Raw genomic sequence first — 22291 nt, forward strand, 5'->3', positions numbered from 1 at the left:
TGAGACCTTATCGCCCTCGGTCAGGAGGGCCGAAGATAGCGTGCTTCCGTACTGGCGAGTTCATTGTACCTGAAGAGTTCGAACACCTCGTCGAGTGTCGCAATACTCGGTTCAATGCTAGTTGTGTTCTCCTCAGTGAGGATACGATGATAGACCTGCCGCGTTGCCCTTATTGCAGCGTGCAGGGCATGGTTAGCCCAGATCACCGTCGAGATGCGAGCTTTGGGGTAAGCAGAGACTGGTGTTCGATAGTACTTCGTTGGAACGATCACCACCGGCAGTCTGTTCTGCCAGGCGCGTGCAAATTCAAAAATCTCGTCGCGGCGCTCTTTCGCGAGTGAATGAGGATCGCATCAGCTCCGGCGTCGGCATAAGCGTGAGCGCGCAAAATTGCCTCGTCCATCCATAGCCGCGAATCAGTGCTTCGATCCGGGCAACAAGAACGAGGTCTTCCGCAGCTGTATCCTTCACTGCGCGCAGACGGCCTGAAAATTCGTTGACATCGGCGAGGGGATGCCGATCACCAACAAACGAGTTTGTCTTCGGAAAACCGCTGTCCTCCAGCGCGACGCCGGCACCGCCACGTTGGCGGAGTTTGCGTGCGAGCAGACGGGCATTGTTGAAATTGCCGAAGCTGCCATCGCCGTCAACGAGCACAGGCAGCTGCGTTGAGTCTACGATCCGCTCGACTGCGTCGACAAGCTGGCTCCAAGACGCTTCGTTGGCATCTCGGTAGCCCAGAGAGCAGGCAATCGACAGGCCCGATGCCCAGAGAGCTTTGAAACCTGCGCCCTCAGCCAGAGCGGCCGAGAGTCCGTCATGCGCTTACATGAGGAAGGAGAGTGCGCTGCTAGAGCAGACGTCGGCCCGCAGCATTTGCGAAGGTGAGAAATCAACCGCCTCATTAGGCCCTTTGGCGAGAGCAGCTTGCGATTGGTTCTGCATGCTGATGCCTGCGTGCGGTTGATCGAGCAACGATCATCTATGGAAGGTGACATATTTATGTCATCTAGATCAATTGCGAGAATTGGTAGTTGACCGGGCCTCGCAATTGTTGCGTTTCGCTGCAGATGTGCAGCAACAGTGGTTAAGCTAGGATGACCGAAGGACGTGCGATTGTCGGTAATGACGATTGAGATAACGCACGTGGAGGCGGTTCATCGCGCGGATCGAGTTCGGTCCATACAGAGCGAGGCAACCGGTGATTGCAGGAGCATCGTGTTAGGTAGTTCGAGACCGCGTCACGTTCCCCTTGCGAAGCCGCTAGCGGCGTTGGCTCTTCATCTCGCGATGACATTCCTTCACCGGTCCAGGCATGACATCGGTCATGCTTGACAGTGGCCAACGCTTTCGAGTAAGCGCCACTTCCCAATTTGCGAAAGCGGCAACGATGATCAGGTCCACACTCGTTCAACGTATCGCCGGCATGCGTCCGCATCTCTATCAGGGCATCGTCGACAATATTGTGAGCGCAATCCTCGATGAGATCGCCGAGGGGCTCGCGCGCGGCGACCGGGTTGAATTGCGGCGCTTCGGAGTATTTTCGATCAAGCATCGGCAGGCTCGCACAGGCCGTAATCCAAAAACGGGCGAGTACATGCAAATTGAGCAAAAGCGTTTTCCGATCTTCAAGGCCAGCAGGGCAGTCCACGAGCGGCTGAACCGCCACGAGTGCTCGGTGACGGGCAGCTCACCGTCTGAGGTTGTCTAAGAGGGGCAAGCTGACGAGCCTCAAGACGATTTGGTTCGGGATTGACCAGGCCCTGCAAATGGTGCCAGGGAAGGTTCGCCAGAATAACGTCTCTCTCCTCCGGGTGAGATCAAGTCGGAATGGATCAAATCGGAATCCTGGACGACTTGAAATCGGGAATGCCTAGGCGAAATCACCGGGATCCGCTCACAGCCATTAAAGTATGCGCTTCAAAGTATGCGCTTCGCACTGGATTCCGACGCAGGGCAAACGAGTTCTGCATGTTGCGGGTCATCAGCTCAACGGACTTCGAACAATCCATGTTATGATGAGGATTCCCTGATCACGGCTGCGTGCCTCGCCGCTGCTCTGGGAAAAGCTAGACACAATTGATTTGCTGTGTGAAAATCCGACGCAAACATCGACCGAATGCAGCCACTACTTCACCGCCGCGGGATACGCTGCAACGTGATCGGCGAACGCTCTTCGGTCCGGCGCGACGGTCCCGTGGAACCAGGCATTGAGAGCCCATGCCCACCGAAGGTCTGTGCTTACAGCGTGAGGCCACGCTGCGCAAGAAAGTGGTCCGTAACCGGTCGCATGATCTCCCGAGCGATTTCGTCTTTGACCTGGGCAGCCGAGCTGCAGCTTGGCATCGGCATTGCCCGTCAAACCAAATTCCGCGAGACGTTGATTCAGGCGTGCCGAAAACTCCTCTCCCATCGCCTCGCCAAGGCGCGCCTGCATGGCTGCATGGTCTTTGCGAGCGAAACGCTTCAACACCGCCTGCCAAGTTTGCCAGCGTGTGGCCAGGTAGTCGGCAAAGCCTGCCGCCTCCTGCTCCCGAACCGATGTCTGGCAAGGGCGATGTCGGCCTCCGTAACGAAGGAAACGCGCTCGAAGCGCATCTTTGAGGCCACGGGCTGCAGCTCCGGTGCATCGCGCAGCTTCACTTGATAGGCCAAATAGACCTCGATCTCGTCGACGAAACGCAGTGAGCGGACCTTCTCGCGAGCGATGCGCTCCAGCACATCCAAGCGGAACAGGATACGGCCCTCTCTCCAAGATGCCTTTGAGATTCCCGTCAAAGTCCCCGTCCTCGACCTGAGCATTTAGGCGCGCGGTCTGCATGCCGTTCCAGGTCAACGTGATGCGATCCTCGCAGGTTGCGCTCGCGTCGAAAGCCAACTGGAAGTACTGTTCGCGCAATCGGTGCCTTCTTGCCGCCTGCCGCAGGTCATCGCGCACCGCCTGCTGGAACGCCTCATCGCCGTAGTTCACGGTCTCCTGCAACTTGTCGAGAAAGCGTGCGTAGTCCTGAGCACCGTGCTCTTCGCCGAAGCTCTGCCAGAGGGCCAGCGTCTCCGGCTCGCCCATGAGCCAGTCCGCGACCGCCTCAGCCAGAGGCCGTCCCGGCCCTTGCGCCGTTCCTCCCTCCCATCGAGAAGGAGACTCGAGGCCCTTCATAGCCCTCGGCATGCAGGGCTGTCGCAAGGTTCGTCCGCACCCGCTCCGACAGGATTCGCTTCCAGGCTAAACTAACTATGGAAGCATGTCTCAGCTGCGTCAGCAGGGTCTCGGGTAAGCTCGTCAGTCGGTTCCAACCAGCGTGGAGCGTTCTGAGGCTGGCAGGGAGGGAGTCGGGCAAGTGAGTCAGTCGATTACGGGAAACGTCGAGCCGCCAGAGATTGTCCGGAAGTGCGGCGGGCAGGTGGGTCAGCTGGTTCTCGTTCACATGCAGAATCTGGAGCCTGGGCGGGAGAGTGTCGGGCAGGCTGGTCAGCTGATTGGCGGGAACATCCAGGCGTTGGAGTCCAGAGGGAAGGCCGGACAGGCTGGTCAGCCGATTGTCGGGAACATCCAGGCGTTGGAGTCCAGGGGGGAGGCCGGACAGGCTGGTCAGCCGATTGTCGGCAACATCCATGCGCCGGAGCCCGGGCGGGAGAACGGGCAGGCTAGTCAGCCGATTCGACCTGGCGTAGAGTTCCTGAAGACTAGTCGGAAGAGATTCCGGCAGATAGGTCAGCTGATTGTCGGAGACGTCTAGGCGCTGGAGCAACGCCGGGAAGCCGGGTGGCAAGACCGTCAGGGACAGCGATGCAAGGTTTAGCTGCACAGTGGTTGCGGCCATCTCCCAAGCTCTTATTCTTCTTGCCGCGTCTAGCCGATTTTCGCGTCGGCTCAGCACCTCTTCGGCAGCCCAGGCCGCAAGAGCCTGGTCCTGCGGCGCTTCGCCATCAGCCGGAGTCTCACGGTTCATCGTCGGCGGCCTCCCGCGCCCCAGTTTAACTCGACGAACCTGATCACCAACCCGGTGAGACCGCATAGGCAGTCTTGCCGTCGATCTCGTTCGGAAAAGTGAGACGTATTACCAACACTCGGCTGGCACTCTCCTCGGACCATCAATGCCGTCTTTTCAGTCGTCAATTTAGGTAGGCGCCTCCGAAGTGATGCTCCTGGAAACCGCCGTTGTCATCATGAAGGTCACTGACGAATGTAAACCAAGCGGATCAAGACTGCGACTCGCACTAGGCCGACCTGTCAGTTTTTTGCCAAGCGGTCGCCGACCCTCTCGAGCAAGTGCCGGAGTCGCTTGGACATTGGGAGGACGTCGCCTATGTGTCCGAGCAGAATTCTCTTGCCCGACGAGTCGGCGAACCGATCCGGCATTCGTATGTGGCGGAGATCTTCATCAAGTGACAAGTCGGGCGGGTACACCCGCGCAATCCGCCGCTGAACTGATGCTTCGCGCCTGAGCGGCGGAAGTCGCGGCATTCGCGCTGCCACGCTCATACCTCATGAGCAGAGGGAAGTTGTGCGAGATGGGCGAGTAGTCATGGTCCCTTTTGTGGAAATGAATTCGAACGACTTGCCAAGCCCGATGCCCGCCATTTGATCGAGGTCAATGACGCGGATAGTGCTCGGCATGGTGTGGTCTCCGATCTGCCGGTGCAGCGTCAGATGTTCGAGGTTATTTACCGCAGAGACTATAATGACTTCAATTTTCCGACCAATCAGGATGGGACACTTGGGAGGACGCCGTCAATGTTGCCATCGCGGACTGCTAGGGCCGAGCCATCACCGACGTGCGGTCACCTTGAGCGACCAGCGCCTCCTGAATCCAGCGCAGCTTGGACCCATTTGGATTCGCTACCCAAGTTGCCCGCCCTCGCCGTTGATATGCAGGCCAGCGTGCCCGCGGAGAACTTCCCATGCACGAGAGACTTCACACATATCGTCAGCTTGGGATGGGAACATGGTTGCCAATCAGCCCCCGATGCCTTGGTCGGTTCACTGAGCAGAAAAGGACTTCTACCGGCGACATCGCTCCATTCGCGAACACATTTTTACATACATGGTCGGCCTTACACACCTAAGTTGGGGCAAGAAACAAGAGAGCCGACCCCAAACAATCCGAGTGGGCTTAGCGTAACGCTCGTCCCGGGGCATGGGCTTGAATCTCACCAGCCAGTAGCGGCGGGCATCGATAGCGTCCCGGGACATGGCGAAGAATCATCATCGACCAAGGCTACGACGTCCGCGATGCCGGTGAAGGATGGCAAAGGCTGTGGACTGTGGTGGTGTTTTAAGTCCGGGCTATGCAAAGCGTTCCGAGGGAGCGGTCGCGAAAACTCGTCCGGCCGTCTGGATGAGCCCGATGAACAGGCCTCCGGATCCGGCATCCCAGTGCAGCCTCCGCTGGCGCTCCACCGCACGCAGTGGCTGGGTGACGAGCATATCACGGCGGATTACACACTCCTGGAGCGGGAGTTGCGGAGGAACAATCCGGATCTAGCCGCCCGCACCCGGTTTGTGCAGCCGGTGCAGGCTCATCTGCTGCGCTTGACCGACGACGCGAAAGCCCGGCAGGAGACCTTGCAGGAGATCAACAATGGTGGACATGGTAACGATACCGCCAACTTCCTGTTCGTGCCTATGAACACTGGCGGTGCCAGTAGCAGCGACGGCACGCATTGGTCGCTGCTGCTCATTGATCGCCGCGAACCGAAAGCGATCGTTGCCTATCACTACGACTCCTTGCGAAAACGTTCTCACACCGACGGGGCAAGACAGCTCGCAGTCAGGCTGGGCGCTCGCCTCGAGACCGCCCGCATGACCCAGCAGCGGAACAGTCATGATTGCGGCGTCTTTGTCGTGGACGGCACACGGGCGCTGGCGAGGCGATTGGCGCAAGGAGAGCGGCCTGATGACGAGCCGCTTCACCTCGACAACCTCGTCGCCGATCGGCGGGCACTCCAGGATCGACTGAGCGGTCGTGTGGATTCGCGACGCCCAACTCGCTGATGCGTTTGGGCTGATGGAGCTGGCTGGCGCGCCTCTTGCCGGCACCAGAACCTTGGCCGGGTACCAGGCGCGTGAACGACTGGGCGGCTTGCACACGACCCCGCCCTGCATCGGATCGTGGTAGTCGGTCTGTGATCGACCGCCCATCGGACGCTTCGACACCGAGCGACCGACTTAAAAGCGAACCTCTCCGCGCGGCCGGTCTGTCTGAGCGGTGGATCGACACGTGCCTGCAAACCCATCAAGAACATCGTTCTGATGTGGACCCAGCGTGGGTGCCGCAGGTGGTAGGATGGAAGAATCGCGCCCAGCTTCCGGCCGCGGACTTTAGCCTCCTTTAAACCGATTGGATGCGGCCGAATCATGATCGGCCTGGTTGATAGTGTTCAATCGGTCCATGATCTCGTCCGCCAGCATAGCTCTCTGGCTCCTCGCTACTCATGTTAGCTTTCCAAAACCCGACGTGACCGCCGGTCAGGTAAAAATGAACGAGGTCCTGAAAGTGCCTGCTCTAAGGCGTTGCAGCGTGAGTCGAGGCGCAAAGAAAGATTTGTGAAAAAAGGGGGACGGTTGAGGAGTTGAGTTGCAAGAGGAGTATGCCGCTCCATTAATGATCGTCTTTTCAGATCTCAGTTGCGGCGATCGGCGCTATGACTGGGGCGACCGGTATGATCGACGAGTTTTTGATCGTTGCAGGCCAGCGTAGGTAAAATATCGCTTCCTTAGATCAGCTAGTAGATAGGTATTTGGGGCGGCATCAAAATCGTGAATTGCACGAAGTCTTGTGCGTTTCCCGACGAGCTTTCGTCGGCACGTCAGTTTTCGATAGAGGTCGCAACTTCTGACGACTGGTCAATCCCGCCGTGAGAATAGCGACACGAAGTCAATTCATACACCAACCCGGTTAAAGGTGTTGGGTTTGCGACACTGGCGCCGACACGCTCGCTGGGGCGACAGAACATCCGAGCGCCTGCCGGCAGCCGTTCTCTAGGGAACATCAGAAGCCGAGCGCGCTCTAAATGCTGATGGCACGGCCGTTGCTTTGGAGGCGACGAGTCAGTGACGGCGCGAAGCGCATTCAGACACGATGGGACAAACTTGCTCGCAACTTCCTTAAAACGGACCCCGTACAGAGCACCGAGCGTGCGACATCTACCGTACTCGCTCAACAGGCGATCCGTTGATCGGATGGGACGGCGATGAGGCAGCGCGCTCGCGAGTGAATTGGAAAGTTAAAATGACAGTCCCCAAAGCCATATCGGCGCGACGCCAAACGACCGATGTAGACGCAATGATCGCTGATCTCCGGTCGTGCGAACACCCGCATGATGTAGAGGTATGCGGTATGCTCTTGCACATTTTGCCTGGTGTTCTATCGCCACGCCTAAGTCACGCTCCCGATGCCTTGGTATCGAAGTGGCGCATCCAATCTGGAGCGACAGTATTGGATCTGGGATGCGGATCAGGCGTGCTGGGCCTGGCGGCACTCCGCGCTGGGGCAGAACGCCTGGTGGCTCTCGACATTAATCCACAAGCCGTTCTTACCACAAAGACGAACATCGAGCGGTTAGGTTATGCCGATCAGGCAGAAGTGCGCCTCAGTGACGTTTATTCTGCGCTGCAGCCTCAAGAAAGGTTCGACCTTATTCTGTTTGCCGCCCCGTACTGGAACCGAAAGGCAAACGACGACCTGGAGCGCTCCTGCTTTGACGAAGATCACAGCACCATGGCCTCAGCTCTGGGGAGAGCTCATAACTGGCTCACTGCCAATGGCCTGATGTATGTCGTCTTTTCCGATCAGGGAGATGTTGGGCGCGTCGTGAACTTGATCGATGAGAGTAAGCTGCGTGTTAGAAACATGCATGTCTTCCGGCCATCGATCGAAGGAGGACATATCCGTATCATCTGGGAACTCACGGCTCGGTGAAGGCTCTTCGGGCGGCGAAGCCCTCCCAACCCCGACTTCTGGTCAAACCCCTTGCTATCGCCTCAAGCTCGGGTGAATTGAAGGAATGGGCCGACTGCTCGGGTGCCCGTTGTGCGATCTGCCGACGGGGCATAGGCGAGCATCCGCGACAGGGTTGGACGCGACAGCCGCCGGCTCGCCAAATCGGAGTGTTCTTGCCAAACATATGTATGATCGCTTGATTGTCTCAAATTGCTCAAAGGATGCCGCCGACCGGATTAAGTGAATTTATGAGAGCCCGGAGGTTGGCCAATGGCTTTATTGCGTCCAGCGACCCAATAACGCGTAAGACCGCGCGTACAATCTTGCAGTTGATTCTGTGACAGCTCAATCATGTGTAGGTCGATGTCATTGATGACGAGTTCGTCCGATGCACGGCAATCCGAGATCGCACGGTTTGTGGGAGCCGCCAGCGCCGCCGTCTACGGGTCCTCCTGTCGGTGATGCGCAAGCCGATGTTGTTGTGATCTCAAAGTCGTGTACGACATGAGATGTTCCAACGACGATCCATCGACGTACCGAGTTGAAAATCCTCGCCTCATCTTCTGTCAAAGTGTCCCGACGCGGGCGCGCGCGGCGCAGTTTGCCTGAGCCAAAGGCTCCTTCGGGCCAATGACTGAGCCGACAGCCACCACCTCTGATGTCGGGTTTGCAACATGCTGTCGGGGCCGTGACGCCGATTGAGAAAATCGCTTTTACTAATCAAGCCATTGCAATTGGCATAGGGCTTGAAGGAGGTGAAGGCGGAAGGCGGACGTCATCCAGTAGCGCTTGCGCAAGGACGGTAGTGATGGCTTACAAGGGTGTCGCCTCTCGGCTTATTGTATGCGGCGGGTACGACGTTGACTTTCCGCGATCCGTCGCAATGCGTGTTCGCGTATGGTTTTATCACGGTGATTGATCACTGGGCGGCGGTTCGAGACGACATCGATGCGCGTGCGCAGCACGGTGCCGCGCCTGTGCCGGGCCCCGTGCCCGCCGGCATCGATGTCCGTGGTGCGGCCGAATTTGAACAGCTCGAAACCGAGGTCCGGCGCATGGACGCCGACGGACCGACCGCGGTTGATTGGAGCAAAGTCAGCACGCTGTCGCTCCATATCCTGTCGAACCAGTCAAAGGACCTTTTGGTTGTCTGTTGGGCCACCTATGGTCTGTTCCGGACCGGAGGATACCAGGGCCTTGCGGTCGGCCTAGGCATTTTGCGCGGCACGGTGGATGCGCATTGGGAGGGGCTCTTTCCGCCGATCAAGCGGGAACGGGCGCGGGTCGGAGCAATCGATTGGCTCGTTGGTCGCGTTGGGCCGGAGGTGGCCGAGAATGTGCCGATCGAAACTGAATATCCGGCAGTGCTCGCCGCCTATGAGGCGCTTGACGATCTCGACCGCCAGCTGCGCGACAAGCTGGTCAATGAGCAAGCCTCTTTGGGCGAGTTGTTGAGGGCTCTGCGGCCGCACTACGAAAAAGCCAAGCGCGCAAGCGCCGTGCCCCCGGAACGTGCGGCGGAGGCGGCCCGAGCTGTCGAGGAGGCCGGCGTCGCCCCGGCGGAATCCCCTCCGCCGGTTGAGGTGGCACGACCGGCTGGCGCCGATGGCGACTGGGCCGGCTTGCCTGATATGCTGCGTCTAGCTTCGGCCGCCCGGCGCGTTACGTCCCCCACAGACCCGACGGTCTATCTGCTCAATCGTGTCGGCTCCTGGATGCGCTTTGACGCCCTGCCGCCGGATACGGGCGGCCGCACAACGATATTTGCGCCTGCGGACAATATCGCAGCGTTGGAAACCAAAATAACGGCCGGTCAGCACGCCGATGTCTTGAATTTGGCCGAAGAGATCGTCTGGATGTCACCGTTCTGGCTCGACGTTCACCGGCATGCTGCGAAAGCATTGGAGCAAATGGGGCCGCTCTTTGAGCCGGCGGCCGCGGCAGTGCGCGCAAGCCTAGCCCTGCTGGTCACACGCTATCCGCGGATCTTGACGTTTCAGTTCAATGACGGACGGGCGTTCGCGGATGAGGAAACGCGCGCGTGGGCCGCCGTCGGTGGTGCGGACGTGTCGCCGGGCCGTGATCCTGCCGACGAAGCGGTTGTTGAGGCACATAAGCTGATTGGCGATGGGCACCCTCAGGCTGCCCTCGAGAAGCTGTCACGTGCGCTGGATGGCGCGAGCGGAGAACGAGCGCGGTTCGTGGGCCAGCTTGCGCAAGCACGTTTCTGCATCGAAACCGGCTTCGTGACGACCGCCGTCCCGCTGCTCGAGCACATGGAAGAGGTGATCGCCGAGCGCAATCTCGAACGCTGGGAGCCTCGGCTTGCGCTCGACGTCGCCGAATTGCGCTTTCGCGCGATGACTCATTCCGACTCTCAGCAATTGATTGATGAGCCGCGCCGTTGCGCCGTGCTCGAGCAAATCCGAAAGAGGGTCGCTGGCATCGATATCGCACGGGAGAGCCAGCTTGGCCGCTAGCTGACTTTATCAGGGCAGAGTCTTAAACAGGAGCTGATATGGCACAGGAAAGCTCGGTTGCTCCAAAGGAGCGCATCAATATCCGCTTCAGGCCGGCAGCCGGCAACCTCAAGGAGGATGTTGAGCTGCCGCTCAAATTGCTGGTTCTGGGCGACTTCACCGGACAGGCCGATGACCGACCGATTGAACAGCGCGAGCTCGTCAATATCGACAAGGACAATTTTAACGAGGTTGTCAAAAGCCAGGAACTGACTCTTCATATCTCCGCCGAGAATAAGCTCGACGATCAGCCTGAGGCTGGCAAGCTGTCGGTGTCGCTGCAGTTTCAGAGCCTCAAGGACTTCGAACCCGAGCGTATCGTGCAGCAAATCCCCGAACTGCGCGCTTTGACCGAACTACGCGCGGCCCTGATCGCTCTGAAGAGCCCGCTCGGCAACGTGCCGGGTTTCCGCAAGGCCATCCAGAATCTGCTCGAAGACCACGGCGCGCGGCCGCGGCTCCTGAGCGAGCTCACCGGCAAGAGCGAGTGAGCAGATCAGCGAGATTCCTTGAGGGGCGAGCGCTATGACCGACACAAGTGCGCAGCAGCCGGCCGAAGTCGCCACCCCGACCACTGACCTTTCGTTGCTGGATCAGGTCCTCGTCCAAACCAGGATGACCCCGCGCGACGAGGGTTACGACCTCGCCCGCCGGGGCGTCGCAGCTTTCGTCGCCGAGCTCATCAAACCGAACCGGGCCGACGAGCAGGTCAACAATGCGCTCGTCGATCAGATGATCGCGGAGATCGATCGCAAAATCTCGACTCAGCTCGACGACGTGCTGCACACAGACCAGTTCCAACGGCTCGAGTCGGCTTGGCGCGGGCTTAAGTTCATGGTCGACCGCACCGATTTCCGTCAGAACATCAAGATAGAAATCCTTAGCGTCAGCAAGGACGAATTGCTCACCGACTTCGAGGACAGCCCGGAGATCGTCAAGTCGGGCCTGTACAAGCACGTCTACACCGCAGAATATGGCCAGTTCGGCGGCCAGCCCGTCGCGGCCATGATATCGGCCTACGAGTTTGGCAGTGGCAGCCAGGATGTTAAGCTGATGCGGTACATGAGCGCGGTGGCCGCCATGTCGCATGCACCAGTCATAGCTTCTGCTGCACCGGACATGTTCGGCGTCGAACGTTACGAGGAGATCGCGGGTCTGAAGGACCTGCAATCGGTGTTCGAGGGACCAAAATATGCCAAGTGGAACTCGTTCCGCGAAAGCGATGACGCTCGTTATTTCGGCCTGACGCTGCCGCGCTTCCTGCTGCGCTTGCCCTATGGTCCAGAGACGGTTCCCGTGAAGGACTTTAATTACCAGGAGGCCTCGGACGGCGAAACCGACAACTACCTCTGGGGCAACGCTGCCTTTGCCTTTGCGACGCGCTTAGCCGAAAGCTTCGCCAAGTATCGCTGGTGCCCGAACATCATCGGCCCCCAGTCTGGCGGCGCGGTTGAGGATCTCAATCTGCATACCTATGAGGCAATGGGACAATTGCAGACCAAGGTCCCGACTGAGGTGCTCATCTCGGACCGGCGCGAGTTCGAACTAGCCGAGCAGGGCTTCATCGCGCTGACCATGCGCAAGGGAGCTGACAATGCCGCTTTCTTCTCGGCCAATTCCGCGCAGAAACCGAAATATTTCGGGAACAGCCAGGAAGGTAAGGTGGCCGAGCTCAACTACAAGCTCGGCAGCCAGCTGCCCTATATGTTCATCATCAATCGTTTCGCCCACTACATCAAAGTGCTGCAACGCGAGAACATCGGCTCCTGGAAGAGCAGCCAAGAGCTGCAAGGCGAGCTGAACAACTGGATTCATCAGTATGTCGCCGATCAAGAGAATCCGTCGGCAGAGGTGCGCTCGCGGCGGCCTTTGCGAAAGGCGGAGATCATCGTCGAGGACGTCGAAGGTGAGCCGGGCTGGTATCGCGTCGGCATCGCTGTCGTTCCACATTTGAAGTACATGGGTGCAGACTTTGCTTTGACGCTCAAGGGTAGGCTCGACAAGCACTGAAGGTGACAGGCGATGTTCGACCGCAGCCTTATGGAGCGCTTGGAGGACGGGTCGGCGACCCATCGGGTGTCATTCGAACGCTTCCGGGCAAGCGTTCTGGACAACCTACGTCGGGTTCTAAACTCACGCCAGGGCTGCTGCGAAACACGGCCGGACCTCGGCATGCCCGACCTTAACGAGACGGTCGGGCAGGGAGCCGACGCAGTACGCTCGCTCGCCCGTTCGCTCAAGCAGCAGATCGAGACATTTGAGCCCCGCTTGAAGAATGTTTCGATCCGCTTTCATGCCGATCCCGACAACCCGCTGCAGCTGAGCTTTCACGTCAACGCGACGCTCGATTATGACGACCAGATGGAGCCAATTTCCTTCGATGCGATCTGCGATAAGCACGTTCGGATAAGGGGCTGAGGCGGCGGTGGCCCTTAATCCCTATTACGAAGACGAACTCTCCTATTTGCGCGAGCTCGGCGCCGACTTCGCGTTGGCCAATCCGAAGCTTGCGCCATTTCTCGGGCAGGATGCCACCGATCCCGACGTCGAGCGGTTGCTCGAAGGATTCGCCTTCCTTGTCGCGCGGCTGCGCCAAAAGCTCGACGACGAATTTCCCGAATTCGTCCACGGCCTGTTGCGGATGGTGTGGCCGCAATATCTTCAAGCTCTGCCGCCCATCACGACCCTGTCTTTTGCCTTGAAATCATCGGCGAGCGCCGCGAGCCTGAACCTGCCGGCCGGGACCAGCGTTCGCTCGCGGCCGATCGACGGAACGAACTGCACGTTCGTCACCTGCTACGCAATCGAGGTGCTGCCGCTGAAGATCAATGACGTTCAGCTGGAGAACCGGACGAGCGCGGCCCGGCTAATCCTGCGTATCAAAGCAACCGGTCAGCAAAACCTGTCATGTCTTAAGAATGGTCGGCTTCGCCTCTTCTTCTCGACCGAGCGGGAGCCGCAAGTGGGGCGCTGCCTGTTGGCTTGGCTGTGCCGTCACGCCTCGGCGGGGACTGTTACGGTGGCCGATCGACAGGTGGCCGCAATCGGCTCAGCACAGATCGCGCCAGTCGGCTTCCGTGATGACGAGGCGGTTTTGCCCTGGCCGCGCAACGCCTTCTCAGGATTCCGGATCATTCAGGAGTATCTCTGTTATCCTTCGAAATTTCTCTACGTCGAATTGTCTGGCCTCGAGCCGCTCGCAGCCCACACGGAGACTGAGTGCAGCCTCACCTTCGAGTTTCGGCGCCCGTTCCCGGCCCGGTTGCGCGTCGGCAAAGGCCAGATTTGCTTGAACTGCACGCCGGCAATCAATGTCTTCAGCCATGAGGCCTCGCCAATTCGGCTAAATCGGACCAAGACCGAATACCGCGTACTTGCCTCGGGAGGGCCGAACTTTTCGATCCGGTCCGTCGATGGTGTGACCGGCTATTTGCAAGGCCGTCCCGAACGCATCGAGTTCGAGCCATTCGACCTGTTGCGCCACGATCTGCCGGGCGCCGAGCGCAACCGCGCCTACTTTCGCGAGCGTATCCAGCCTGCGGTGGTCGGCCGGAGCGTCGATCACTACGTGACTTTCGTTGACCGGCTCGACATCGGCCAACATCCGCCGATCGACGTCGCATCCCTGCAATTGACCTGCTCGAACGGACCCATTGCCGACCGGTTGCCTGTCGGTAGCGTGGATCTGCCGACCTCTGACACGCCTCGCTCCGTGACCTTCTCCAATATCACAGCGGTCGTTGCAGAGGTGCCCCCACCGGTCAGTGATGGCTTATTGCGGCGGTTGACGGCCAATCTGGCGCGCAACTACGGCGTGGTGGCCAACATAGGTACGTTGCGGACCGTGCTTGCCAGCTACGAGTTCCGTGCAGTCTATGACGTTCAGGCGCGTCGCCGCCTGGAGTTGTTGCTCGAAGGCCTAGATCAGTTCGCGACCACGGACACCGATCACGTGGTGCGCGGCGCTCCGGTCCGAATGCGAAATATCGAACTAGCCGTGATCGACAGCAAGATCGGTGGCGAGAGCGAATTGTTCCTGTTGGGAGCGGTACTCGACGCCTTTTTCGCGACGTTTGCCGGCATCAATATGCTGCACCGGTTTTCGGTTCGTGGCACGGAAAGCAACGCACACTACCTATGGCCAGCGAGAAGCGGATCGATCACGGCACTCTGACCGCGCCCGACGAACGCGATGAGCTTTCGGCATTCGGGTTCTTCTCGCTCGTTGCGCATCTCGAGCGGCGCTTCAGCGCCGCTCCCCCGATCGGCTCCACCGATGATCCCGCGCGGGAGGCAGTGCGCTTCCGCGCGGCGCCGACGCTTGGCTTTCCTGCCGAAGAGATTGCGGAAGTCAGACAGGTCAAGGCCGGCACCGAGCGCGTGGAGGTCAACGTCAATTTCCTCGGGCTGCATGGTCCCTCCTCGCCGCTGCCGCCCTTCTACGCCGAACGGGTCATGCATGCAGAGCGCATGGGATCGCTCCGCGATTTTTTTGATTTTTTCAATCACCGTCTGATCAGCCTGCTGTTGCGGATCTGGCGGTATTACCGTCACCATTTGCGGTTCGAGGAGGGCGCAACCGACGCGATCTCGGTGCTGATTGGCACGCTCTTTGGACTCGTGCCCCGGGAAGGCACCGCAGACGAACGGGAATGGCGGGCGCGGCTGCTGCCGCATGCCGGCGTCCTTGCGTTGTGCAGCCGGTCCGCCAAGCTTGTGGCCGGCTTGATTTCCAGCCATCTGAACATTTCAGCGCGGGTCGAGGAATTCATCTGGCGCGAGATCGACATTCCACGGCAGGCGCAGTGGCACCTTGGCCGGGCTGGTCTTGAGCTCGGTGTCGATACCCTTGCCGGTGAAACCATGCCGGACATCGTAGGCAAATTCCGGCTTTGCCTCGGCCCGCTCAACCAGCAGCAGTTTCGGTCGCTGCTGCCTGGTTGCGAGAGCCATGCCATCGTTTGCCGTCTCGTCAACGTTATTCTGCGCGAGCCCTTGGCATGGGATCTCCAGCTAGAATTAGCGCTCGGGCAGACGCCAGAATGGACTCTGGGCGAAGGAGAATTAGGCTGGACGACATGGATCGACCCGCCCAATGGAACCGGAAGCCTTGTTCTATTGTGAACGTTTTCGAGTTGTTCGGGTGAAGATCACTCGCGATGACGGGATACTGGACCATCATCGCCGTCACGGATCACGGGCCGGAGTCGCAGTCAACGTGGCTAGACGTTGCCATAGCGTGCTGGCTGCGGTCCAATGGCTTCCATGACCGAGAGACTGCTATGCCAGTGCACCGAGTCGAGTCCTTACGACCGGTAGCACGCCGTCACTTGCATGCGCCCCTTGGATGCGGATGCAGAGAGCGCGGACTGGCGCGAGGTCGCGAAGATCATGTTGCGCATCGATCCGAGCCACGAGCCGGTGCGCGCCCGCCGGGCACATGAGAGCCATCTCGTTCGCGCCAAGTATGTGAGTAGGCATGGCCACCGGCGGTTGGCGCTAATGCCGTTCGGCACGCTATTTGCCCAGCTCGCTGGTAAAATTGGGGGAGCAGTAGGGTGCTAAACGTAAAGCTGGATGTCCCGCTTGTCGGCCAACAACATGGCTATGACGGCCAATTAAACATGCGACGAGACTATGCCGGAAATGTACGACCGCATGGGAACCACAATTGTTGGTATGCTTGCGCTTGTATGCTGTCGTACTACTTTCGCCCAGGCCCTCGGTTGGGTCTACCTTCTGTTTGGCGGGCCGACATAGGCATCAACGGCTACCAGTTTGACTGGTTGGCGCGCACCGAAGGATTAGAGAGGCTCAAGCAGCCAGATGACGGATTAACGCGTGATTTTATTGAAGAAACGTTGATCGCACGAGGGCCAATCTGGGCTGCGCTGCGTCTGCCGTCAATCTCTGGGAACGAACCACCATGGGACGGGCATATAATAGTGCTGACTGGTCTGATAGAAGACATGTTGTGCTACAATGATCCGTCTTATCCAGCGCGTGGAGTGATCTACTTCGATGGTCTCTTGTTCGACGACCTTTTTGTCAAGAATCGCGACTGGCTGTGAAATCCCCCTTCTGGACCGCAAGGCCTTCCGACTGCGAACGCCCGAGCGAAGACACCTCCTCCTGCTTTCGTATCCGATCGGCGACATGTAAGGCCAGAAGCCGCCGCCGAGGGCGCGAGTGGTTGGCCGGGCATGGCGTGAAAGCGCGCTGCTTTTGCCTCCCTTCATCGCATAGGATTGTCGGCAAGCCGGTTGCTGTGCGTGTGATGGCTTGGTTGCTTGGCCGTGACGCCCGGCGAGACAGCCAAGGCCTCGCTCAACACGTGCGCGCGATCTTTTCAGCCCTCCGCGCCACTTTTCTGCGTTCGGCGCCGTTCCCTATATCGCGGCGTCGTGCACTCCGCGACGCCTAGACCTTGCCGTCCTAAAGCGGCTTTGCCTCGCCGTGAAAGAGGACGAGAATGCGAACCTCGTGAAGCAGAAGCCGACCGGGCTCTACACTCGCACCGCATCTGCATTCTTTCTGGATAGCAACAAACTAAATCTGCCCGCGGTAAAAAAAGTCGCCTATGTCGATGCCGTCAATATCGAACTCCAATATGCGAGGTCCGGGGTAGAATTCGGTGCGGCATCGCGTCCGCAATAACTTGCCGGGATAACGGACTTCTGCCCGCTCGTTTCAAGACGCAAGCACTGCCGGGTCGTCGAATACACTGCCTGCCGTAAGCAGCGACGCATCTCCGGGGTCCCAAGTCGACGCCATATTGGCTCGACAAGCTGCCGCTGTCCGTTTGGTCAAGGATAGCGAGATGACATTGGGCCGGTTGTAGTCAAAAAAGTTGCCTGAGGGGGTCACCTTGTCCGGTGTCTGACGGCTGCACGAGCCTCTGTCAGTTTGAGAACAGCGGCGTCATTCGCCGGACCAAAGAATCTTACGTCCAATCAGTGGCTTAGATTGGGGCGCCATTGGCACGACCGTTGCTACCGAAATCTGGCAACATTAATTGGCGGAGTGCACGTAGATGCGTAAGACTACCGCGCTTCTTTGCTTGCGTTCGCATGCCTTGTTTCTGAGAGAGAAAGCCCCGCGCGACGTCCGGTGCAGCTAAGCGCACGAAGAGACCTTCCTTTTCGCCTTGCGCAACCGGCGCATGAGACAATCGATCGGCCCAGCAACAATGCTGGTCAGTAGAAAGCATGCTGCCGCCACGGCAATTCCAATGGGGGGTCTCGGATGACCACGTGCGCCGGCGAGCAAGCCTGAAGGTGCAGGATGCATCTCACACTCGGAGTCCTCGGGGAGAACGCCGAGCCCTTGGGCCGCAACGCAAGGCAGGCGTTTGGACCGGAAGGGGGCTCCATCGGTCGCGGGCGCGGTTGCTACTGGCGGCTTCCAGATCCAACCAACACGCTGTCAGGACACCACGCGTTGATCGCATTCAATGGCATCGGTTTCACGATTACCGATACAAGCACCAATGGTGTGTACATCAACACGGTGGACGCACCGCTGGGACGCGGCAATACCACGCCGCTAGCTGATGGCGATACGCTATACTTGGCGCATTACATCCTCTCGGTAATGATCGAGGACGATCCTGTCGAGGAACGTCAACTGCTAGGCTTGACGGGGTCGAAAGCGGTGCGTGTCGGCCGTACAACGCCGACGTTGCCGTCTCCTGCATTCACCCAAAAGTCCGCAACTGCAGCCGTTCCGACTGCCGGACCGTCGGTAAACGATGCGTATCTTCCGCCCGAACCCTCAAGAGTGACCGGCCCGCGCCAGATCTTCTATTCAGCGGCACAATGCGAGCCGCAGGCACCTCATCCGCCATCCTTGCCTGGAGGCAAGCCGCTCAGCAGCGACATCGAGGCTGTGGATCCGACACTGGCGGATCTTCCTCGGCGACCGTCGAGCGCTACCACGACCCAGAGGCCATCCTCGCACGCGCAATCGGGAAATGTCGGATCAATTCTGTTGTCATCGGTCGACACGCCATTTGTCAAGCCATCCCAACCGCTGCCCTCTGCCCCTTTCAATGGCAGGAATGTACTGCCGAATGGCCACCCTGCGCCAATCATCCCTGAGGATCTCGATCTTGGCGATCTATTGCCGGGGCCGGTCTCGTGCTGCACGCCGTCGGTGTCATCGCAGCGAACAAAAGCGCGCCTCAATGAGCGGAACGAGCTCCGGATCGCGCCTAAGCCGACCGCCTCTTCTCCGACGAATCACTTCGGGAAATTGCCGAATTCTGGTTCAAGGACGCCGCCGCCCGATGAGCGGGAGCTCGATCGGCTGCTGCTGAGACTAAAGGAAACTGCTCCGCCGCGCGTGGTCGGCACTCCTGAGACAAGAAGCTCGACAAGGAGCGGTGCTCCGCTGTTGCCTACGAACCCTCCTTCCGACACAGACGAATTGCAGGCGTTCTGGGATGCGCTTGGTTTCAATCCGGATCTTGTGCCGCCAGCACAGCGTCGAGAGTTTTTTGCCGAACTCGGCCATGCGGTCGCCGAGATGACGAACGGGCTGCATTCGATACTGGCGGCGTGGGCTATGCTCAAGAATGAGTGCCAAATCAGGCCCACGCAGACACGCGCCGGGAATGACAACGCAGTACAGTTCACCAACAGCAGTCACGTCCTCCGCGAGGCGCTCGCAAAGGATCACGGATTCCGGTTGCTCTCCCGGTCGGTGCGCGCAGGCTTCGATGACATCAAGGCCCATGAGGTCGCGGCAATGGCGGCAATGAGAGGCGCGGTCAGCAATGTGCTCACGCACATGAGCCCCCAGCGTATCGAGAGCGACGGTGCAATCAGCGGGCTTTTCGGCGCTCGCATCAATAAGGCCAAGTTGTGGGACAGATTTGTGGAACTGCACGCATCGATGGTCAATGACATTGATCGAACCGCTCGCTCCTTTGTCGCAGAAGAGTTTGCTCGAAGCTACGAAACGCGACGCTCAGAATCTGGCCGCAATGAAGGGAAGACGGCCTAATGGCGCCGCCGAATACAGCCCATCGGTTGTCCGTGGTTGGCGGTGCGTTGCTGATGGCCGCTGCAGCCACCAATTGTTCGACTGACAAGACCGCCAAGACGACGCCGATAAAGTTCGTGATCGAGGCCGATGAATTCGTCAATCCGAACGCGCACGGCAAGCCGTCGCCGGTCGTCGTCCGCATTTATGAACTGAAGTCGACGACCACCTTCACCCAGGCGCAGTTTTTCGAGCTGTTCGACGATGACACCAAACGACTTGGGCCGGATCTGGTGGCCAAGCGCGAAGTCGAGCTGGCGCCTGGCGATAAGATGGACTTCGAGCGCGATACGCCGATCGAGACCCGAAATATCGGCGTGATCGCGGGCTTCCGCACGGGCAACGATGCCCAATGGCGCTCAACTGCCGAAATCAAGCCCGATCGTGACAACAGAATCTCGGTAAAATTGACTGCTGAAGCTGTCAGCATTGAGCACGAAGCCAGCCGAAACTGGTGGAAAATCCTATGACCGGTTCGTCGTGACCACTAGCAGCCGCCGGGGGCACATGCACCTTTTGGAAAGTCAGCGAAGAGGCGACTGAACTGGTGTCTGCGACAAGCAAACCGATCTGGTCCGAAGGCATGTTGGTGCGGCCGCAGCACTTTCAGCAATATGACCGCTGGGTCGAACAACTAGTCGAAAACCGCGTTGCTGGTCTGCTCGGCTACGGCTGGGGCATTCGAAAAATTGCCTTTGATCGTAATCTTCTGGCGCTTGGCCAAGTCGCACTTACCGAACTTGAAGCCATTATGCCCGACGGCACGGCCCTTCATGCGCCGGAGCATGTCCGCCTTCCGACCGGACGAATCCCTCCACCGGCTGCGAAAGATCTGCTGGTCAAGATCGCGGTGGGTACGCGCCGGCAGGCCGGCAGCGACGTCTGTTCCGGGAATGCACTCGCGCACCGCTACGATCAGGAAGTCTTGCAGATCCGCAAAGCGAGCGCGCCTGAAAAGGCTCCGGTCGATATCAAGGTTGCGTCGCTATCAACACATCTTATCTTTGACGGCGAGGAGCAGGGTGATCTGATCGCGCTGCCTATCTGTCGCATCCGTGATATCGATCCGGCTCGCGCGATTACGTTATCCGACACCTACGTTCCGCCTGCCATCGACATCCACGCAGCCAAGTCGCTGGTCGCGCTGTTGAACGAGGTCAGGTCGCTGCTGCGGACACGCGCAGAGGCGCTTGCTGCGCGCGCGGATCCCTCGCGCGCGACGGCGGACGGAGCCGGACTGATTGATCTTGTCACTTTATCGATCGTTAATGGCGCAGAAGCCGTATTCGACCACTTCGCAGCAACACGTGGGCATCATCCTGAAACCCTCTTCCGCGCATTGCTGAGCCTTACCGGACAGCTATCGAGCTTCGTTGGCGACCGCCGGAAGCCGCAAGAGGTGCCTTCCTATCGGCATGAGGACCTCGAAAGCTGCTTCACGCCGTTGGCTGATATTCTGCGTGGGCTGCTGGCTGTTGTGATCGAAAGCGCCGCAATATCGCTTCCGTTGCAGGACCGAGGCTACGGCATTCTAACCGGCCTGATCACCGATCGCACCTTGTTCCAGAACTCTCGGTTCGTTCTCATCGCCGTGGCAAGCGTACCGGGCGAGGCGTTGCGCAACCAGCTTCCGGCGCAGATGAAGGTCGGCTCGGTCGAGCAGATTCGCAATCTCGTCAATCTTCAGCTCCCGGGTGTTCCGATTCACGCGCTCGCCGTGGCGCCGCGCGAGTTGCCCTACATCCAGAATGCCGTCTATTTCGAGCTGGACCAGTCGGTGGAGCTGTGGCGGATCCTGCCGCGCTCGGCGGCCTTTGCGTTCCACGTCAGCGGTGACTACTCGGATCTCCATCTCGAGTTCTGGGCCATCCGTGGGCAACGTACGTGACGGGCCCGAAACACATGGATGAACCGACAGTCATCGGACGCAGGCCAGTCGGTCCGACCCGTAACACTCAAGTCGGGCAATCCTCCGCTTGCGTTGCGCCGAAGATCACCTTTCCGACGGGCGCTCTGCCGTCGCCTGTATCTGAATCCGACGAGGTGTGGCCAGCTAACCATGCCGAGATGGTCATGCAAGGCCTGTTCGAGCCAAAGGCAATGGAGGACGCCTTGGTCGCGGCCGCGACGCCGATCCTTTTGGTCGTCGCACAGCTTCGCGTCGTCAACAACGCCGATATCAGCGTGCTGCGACGTGAGATGGTCGAGGAAATCCACCGCTTCGAGGTGCGTGCGGCCAAAGATCAGGCGAGCGGCAGCGATGTCACAGCCGCCCGTTACGTGATATGCGCGTTGCTGGACGAAGCGGTGATGACCACGCGCTGGGGCAGTGAGAGCGCCTGGAGTGACAACAGCCTGCTTAACCAGTTCCATAACGAGACGTGGGGTGGCGAGAGGGTTTTCCAGATACTCGAACGCGTGCAGGCAAAGCCGGCTAAATACCTCGCCTTGCTCAAGCTCATCAACATCTGCTTGTTGATGGGGTTTGAGGGCAAATATCGCGTGGTGGAAGGAGGCCGCGAGCGGCTTGAAGACCTGCGTTCCGACGTTCGGCGTCTGTTGCGGGACTATACGAGCGAACCACCGGCCGAACTATCGATCCGATGGCGCGGCGTTAAAGTACGTACACGGATGCGTCGCTACGTACCGTTATGGATCATCTTCGCCGCTGCGGCCGTCATTGGGCTGATCGGCTATGGTGTCTTTCATTGGCGCCTATCGGACGAACTCGCGCCCGTTGAGCAACTGCTCGTCATGATCGGCCAGTCTGGACCACGATAAAAG

The 22291-nt window shown here is 59.2% G+C and carries 17 protein-coding genes and 2 pseudogenes; 16 read left to right on the top strand and 3 right to left on the bottom strand.

Annotation, left to right across the window (positions count from 1 at the left end):
• Window positions 1-20: 20 nt before the first annotated feature.
• Window positions 21-876, bottom strand: a pseudogene (locus tag MTR72_RS21835) (isocitrate lyase/phosphoenolpyruvate mutase family protein).
• Between the two features lie 451 nt (window positions 877-1327).
• Here MTR72_RS21835 and MTR72_RS21840 point away from each other — a divergent pair.
• Window positions 1328-1711, top strand: coding sequence for an HU family DNA-binding protein (locus MTR72_RS21840; RefSeq protein WP_280971325.1), 384 nt, complete (start codon window positions 1328-1330; stop codon window positions 1709-1711).
• A 417-nt stretch (window positions 1712-2128) separates the two neighbouring features.
• On the opposite strand, the gene MTR72_RS40500 is transcribed toward MTR72_RS21840, so the two are convergent.
• Both MTR72_RS40500 and MTR72_RS21855 read right to left on the bottom strand, forming a co-directional pair.
• Entirely contained in the window at window positions 2129-3067 is a 939-nt protein-coding gene (locus MTR72_RS40500) for an NEL-type E3 ubiquitin ligase domain-containing protein (protein WP_445819616.1), read from the bottom strand.
• 19 nt (window positions 3068-3086) lie between these two features.
• Complete coding sequence (locus tag MTR72_RS21855; RefSeq protein WP_280968707.1) at window positions 3087-3950, bottom strand: hypothetical protein; 864 nt, start codon at window positions 3948-3950, stop codon at window positions 3087-3089.
• A gap of 344 nt (window positions 3951-4294) precedes the next feature.
• Between MTR72_RS21855 and MTR72_RS21860 the strand changes: the two are divergent.
• The 15 genes and pseudogenes from MTR72_RS21860 to icmH all read left to right on the top strand — a co-directional run.
• Window positions 4295-4432 (top strand): annotated as a pseudogene (locus MTR72_RS21860) (heat shock protein HspQ); the annotation flags it as partial.
• 801 nt (window positions 4433-5233) lie between these two features.
• Window positions 5234-5995, top strand: coding sequence for a Ulp1 family isopeptidase (locus MTR72_RS21865; protein ID WP_341510944.1), 762 nt, complete (start codon window positions 5234-5236; stop codon window positions 5993-5995).
• A gap of 1237 nt (window positions 5996-7232) precedes the next feature.
• On the top strand, window positions 7233-7922 hold the full coding sequence (locus MTR72_RS21870) for a 50S ribosomal protein L11 methyltransferase (RefSeq protein ID WP_341510945.1): 690 nt from the start codon (window positions 7233-7235) through the stop codon (window positions 7920-7922).
• An 881-nt stretch (window positions 7923-8803) separates the two neighbouring features.
• Complete coding sequence (gene tssA / locus MTR72_RS21875; protein ID WP_280968709.1) at window positions 8804-10423, top strand: type VI secretion system protein TssA; 1620 nt, start codon at window positions 8804-8806, stop codon at window positions 10421-10423.
• A gap of 38 nt (window positions 10424-10461) precedes the next feature.
• Complete coding sequence (gene tssB, locus MTR72_RS21880) at window positions 10462-10953, top strand: type VI secretion system contractile sheath small subunit (protein ID WP_280968710.1); 492 nt, start codon at window positions 10462-10464, stop codon at window positions 10951-10953.
• 34 nt (window positions 10954-10987) lie between these two features.
• The gene (gene tssC / locus MTR72_RS21885) at window positions 10988-12472 is read left to right on the top strand and encodes a type VI secretion system contractile sheath large subunit (RefSeq protein WP_341510946.1); all 1485 of its coding nucleotides are present in this window, start codon (window positions 10988-10990) and stop codon (window positions 12470-12472) included.
• A gap of 12 nt (window positions 12473-12484) precedes the next feature.
• Window positions 12485-12880, top strand: a complete 396-nt coding sequence (tssE, locus tag MTR72_RS21890; RefSeq protein WP_280968711.1) for a type VI secretion system baseplate subunit TssE — start codon at window positions 12485-12487, stop codon at window positions 12878-12880.
• A 7-nt stretch (window positions 12881-12887) separates the two neighbouring features.
• Window positions 12888-14636, top strand: coding sequence for a type VI secretion system baseplate subunit TssF (gene tssF, locus MTR72_RS21895; protein WP_341510947.1), 1749 nt, complete (start codon window positions 12888-12890; stop codon window positions 14634-14636).
• Window positions 14600-15586 (top strand): type VI secretion system baseplate subunit TssG, encoded by a 987-nt coding sequence (gene tssG / locus MTR72_RS21900; protein WP_341510948.1) that lies wholly within the window; start codon window positions 14600-14602, stop codon window positions 15584-15586. The genes tssF and tssG overlap by 37 nt, the downstream gene beginning before the upstream one ends.
• A gap of 434 nt (window positions 15587-16020) precedes the next feature.
• Entirely contained in the window at window positions 16021-16533 is a 513-nt protein-coding gene (locus MTR72_RS21905) for a papain-like cysteine protease family protein (protein WP_280968714.1), read from the top strand.
• Between the two features lie 412 nt (window positions 16534-16945).
• Window positions 16946-17119: a hypothetical protein gene (locus MTR72_RS21910; RefSeq protein WP_280968715.1), complete on the top strand. Its 174-nt coding sequence runs from the start codon at window positions 16946-16948 to the stop codon at window positions 17117-17119.
• Window positions 17120-17746: 627 nt separating this feature from the next.
• Window positions 17747-19468, top strand: a complete 1722-nt coding sequence (tagH, locus tag MTR72_RS21915; protein ID WP_341510949.1) for a type VI secretion system-associated FHA domain protein TagH — start codon at window positions 17747-17749, stop codon at window positions 19466-19468.
• Entirely contained in the window at window positions 19468-19977 is a 510-nt protein-coding gene (tssJ, locus tag MTR72_RS21920) for a type VI secretion system lipoprotein TssJ (RefSeq protein ID WP_280968717.1), read from the top strand. The genes tagH and tssJ overlap by 1 nt, the downstream gene beginning before the upstream one ends.
• A 77-nt stretch (window positions 19978-20054) precedes the next feature.
• On the top strand, window positions 20055-21395 hold the full coding sequence (tssK, locus tag MTR72_RS21925; protein WP_341510950.1) for a type VI secretion system baseplate subunit TssK: 1341 nt from the start codon (window positions 20055-20057) through the stop codon (window positions 21393-21395).
• Between the two features lie 185 nt (window positions 21396-21580).
• A complete protein-coding gene (gene icmH / locus MTR72_RS21930) occupies window positions 21581-22288 on the top strand; it encodes a type IVB secretion system protein IcmH/DotU (RefSeq protein ID WP_280968719.1) in 708 nt (235 codons plus the stop codon).
• Window positions 22289-22291: the final 3 nt, after the last annotated feature.

This window comes from Bradyrhizobium sp. ISRA442 (genome assembly GCF_038085055.1).
Classification (GTDB): Bacteria; Pseudomonadota; Alphaproteobacteria; order Rhizobiales; family Xanthobacteraceae; genus Bradyrhizobium.